Source organism: Dyadobacter sp. (genome assembly GCF_051859145.1).
GTDB lineage: Bacteria > Bacteroidota > Bacteroidia > Cytophagales > Spirosomataceae > Dyadobacter.
In genome coordinates this window covers 1,636-3,944 of sequence record NZ_JBHYGF010000385.1, presented here as the reverse complement: position 1 = coordinate 3,944, position 2,309 = coordinate 1,636, and the positions used below count along the sequence as shown (strand labels likewise).

Sequence of the window (2,309 nt, the reverse complement as noted above, 5' to 3'; positions counted from 1 at the left end):
ATTGGAAACCCGCGCAGGCTGGGGCAAGAGCATGAACCTTTATCCTAACTTAGTGGATGAATTGTTCAAGCTGGTACACATGGAATCTATCCGTAAGCAAACGGAAGTGATGAACCAGGTGAGTGCCTAGTTACGATAATATATTAGTTGAAGGCTGTCCGCATTTCGGGCAGCCTTTTTTGTTATCTCAAAGTTTGCTTTCTCTCAATACCCTGCTGATTTCCTCTCCCCAAATCTCATATGCTCGCTCATTCAAATGGGTTTTATCTACTGCAAACTCCGGCCGCAACCCGGTAGCATCTGAAATCCGTGCATTGAGATCAATGTAAGTAATGCTGTGTTTCTGACAATAGTCAACCAGGAACCTGTTTAATGCAATTACTTCGGCCTGGCTTACCGGATCGTTTTGCTCGAAAGGGGTAAGTGTAACAACAGGTTTGATGTTATTCCTGATCATGATTTCAAGAATAGCCTGGAAATTAGCCTGTATCTTATCTTGTGACACGCCGACAGTGATATCATTAATCCCGCCTTCCAAAAAGCAGATCTCAGGTTTAAGGTTTACTACGTGTGAATCGATTAGTTGTAGAAAATGGTAAGTACAAAGTCCGGGAAGTCCATTGTTCATCACGTCAGTACGGCCGAGCAACTCTACCCATTTCCCCTGTGCAGTAAGCGAATTGCCGTACATGACAATGGTGGGATTTCCTTTGATACTCACAAACCTTTGCATGATTTTATCCCTGTAAATAACTGCAAAGACTGTAATCGATGCGATTAAGATGAAATTGAGCAGGAGCGAGGCAGTCAGCAGCTTTTTATTTTTCATGCGTTCGGGAAAGAGCTAGTACGCGTGCTCGCCGAGATTGAAACACCTTCTGCAACGTGCTTCGTAGTGATCGGTTTCTCCGAGTAGTACCCGCCCATCCGAGGCAGTGAGGCGGTAAGAATGGGATGCAACTTCGCCGCACACCATGCAAATTGCGTGCACTTTGGTGACATATTCCGCAGTTGCCATGAGTTGCGGCATACAGCCAAATGGTTTTCCCATATAATCCATATCTAGTCCGGCAACAATCACCCGCTTGCCGGAATCAGCGAGATCGTTGCAAACCTGCACAATGGCCTCATCGAAGAATTGCGCCTCATCAAGCCCTACAACCTCACAATTCTGCGCCAGGTCCAGAATCTCAGTGGAAAATTGGACCGGAATGGAGCGAATCGAATTGTCATTATGCGAAACAATGTTCTCTTCGTGGTAACGTTTATCCAGTGCTGGTTTGAAAATCTGTACGCGCTGGCGCGCTATTTTTGCTCTGTTCAGTCTCCGGATCAACTCTTCCGTTTTCCCGGAGAACATCGAGCCGCAGATCACCTCGATCCATCCCGTTTTAGGGTGTTGATCTGCTCTTTTAGGGGACGGTTCTACAAACATCTTTGGTGTCGGATTGACCTTCTTAAGAGTCAATTTTGATTATATTTACAAAGCAAACATAAATTTTTTTAATCACGATCCTTATCAAAAGCTCATATTCGTTATGCCGGATAATTTGAATTCAAATGCACTCAACCAATATGCCGCCCGCTTTACTACAACTGTTCTGAATGATGTTTACAGGGCCCAAGATGTAATCAACGGGGCAGGTTTATTGAAGCTCACTCCGGTAAGGCAGGTCAATCTGGGAATTCTTAACCGGTTATTTGAAGCATGGAAAAGCAATGCAGAGGCATTTCGCAGTCCGTACTTCGATTTTGCTCACGAAGATGTTAAACGGGCGCTGGAAGATTTCATGAATACTGCTTCCCAGCATATTGCAGTCAAAAGGGCAGATCTTGAACCGCTGCTTTCCGAATCTGTAAAGGATGCATTGCGGCTGCTGCTTGCTCCTGCTGAATATTTTGAAGCTAAAATTCGCTCCACTGCTGACGCTGAATTTACACACGAAAAGGCCGAGCAATTGCTCAAATACACGCACATTCACCGCGGTATCGCAGAAGCAATGCTGGGCAGACTAACCGACAGCGGCTCCGACTCGGTGTACCAAACGCAGGCAGTGAGCTGGTTGTATGAATTAAAAGACAATGGAGATCTTCTGGACGATACCGACGAGCATCTACAATTATTTTCAGATGTATTCCCGGTTAACATCAATGAGTTGCGCATTCAGGAAGTTAGTAAGCCTGTAAGTACCAGGCAGGAGCCAAAATCCTTTTTTGACTCAGCATTCAGTGAACTGGAGCCGGCCGGTACCAGACTGGGACCGCCACGCGCCGAGCCTGTTTCTGTCGTTTTGGGCGATATCGTTGCG

At 45.9% G+C, this 2,309-nt stretch carries 3 protein-coding genes and 1 pseudogene; 2 read left to right on the top strand and 2 right to left on the bottom strand.

The features are described 5' to 3' along the window. Positions 1–130 (top strand): annotated as a pseudogene (locus tag ACTIE6_RS19775) (3-deoxy-7-phosphoheptulonate synthase); the annotation flags it as partial. Positions 131–187: 57 nt separating this feature from the next. On the opposite strand, the gene ACTIE6_RS19770 reads toward ACTIE6_RS19775, so the two are convergent. Next, positions 188–829 carry an SGNH/GDSL hydrolase family protein gene (locus ACTIE6_RS19770; RefSeq protein WP_439558287.1) on the bottom strand — a complete coding sequence of 214 codons (642 nt, stop codon included), beginning with the start codon at positions 827–829 and terminating at the stop codon, positions 188–190. A gap of 15 nt (positions 830–844) precedes the next feature. After that, positions 845–1,435: a thymidine kinase gene (locus ACTIE6_RS19765; RefSeq protein WP_439558286.1), complete on the bottom strand. Its 591-nt coding sequence runs from the start codon at positions 1,433–1,435 to the stop codon at positions 845–847. A 103-nt stretch (positions 1,436–1,538) separates the two neighbouring features. On the opposite strand from ACTIE6_RS19765, the gene ACTIE6_RS19760 reads away from it, so the two are divergent. Continuing rightward, the coding region (locus ACTIE6_RS19760) for a hypothetical protein (protein WP_439558285.1) at positions 1,539–2,309 on the top strand (771 nt) is incomplete at its 3' end.

Excerpts from the sequence above, each read along its gene's own strand:
- ACTIE6_RS19770 (WP_439558287.1), bottom strand. The coding sequence starts at position 829 with ATGAAAAATAAAAAGCTGCTGACTGCCTCGCTCCTGCTCAATTTCATC.
- ACTIE6_RS19765 (WP_439558286.1), bottom strand. The coding sequence starts at position 1,435 with ATGTTTGTAGAACCGTCCCCTAAAAGAGCAGATCAACACCCTAAAACG.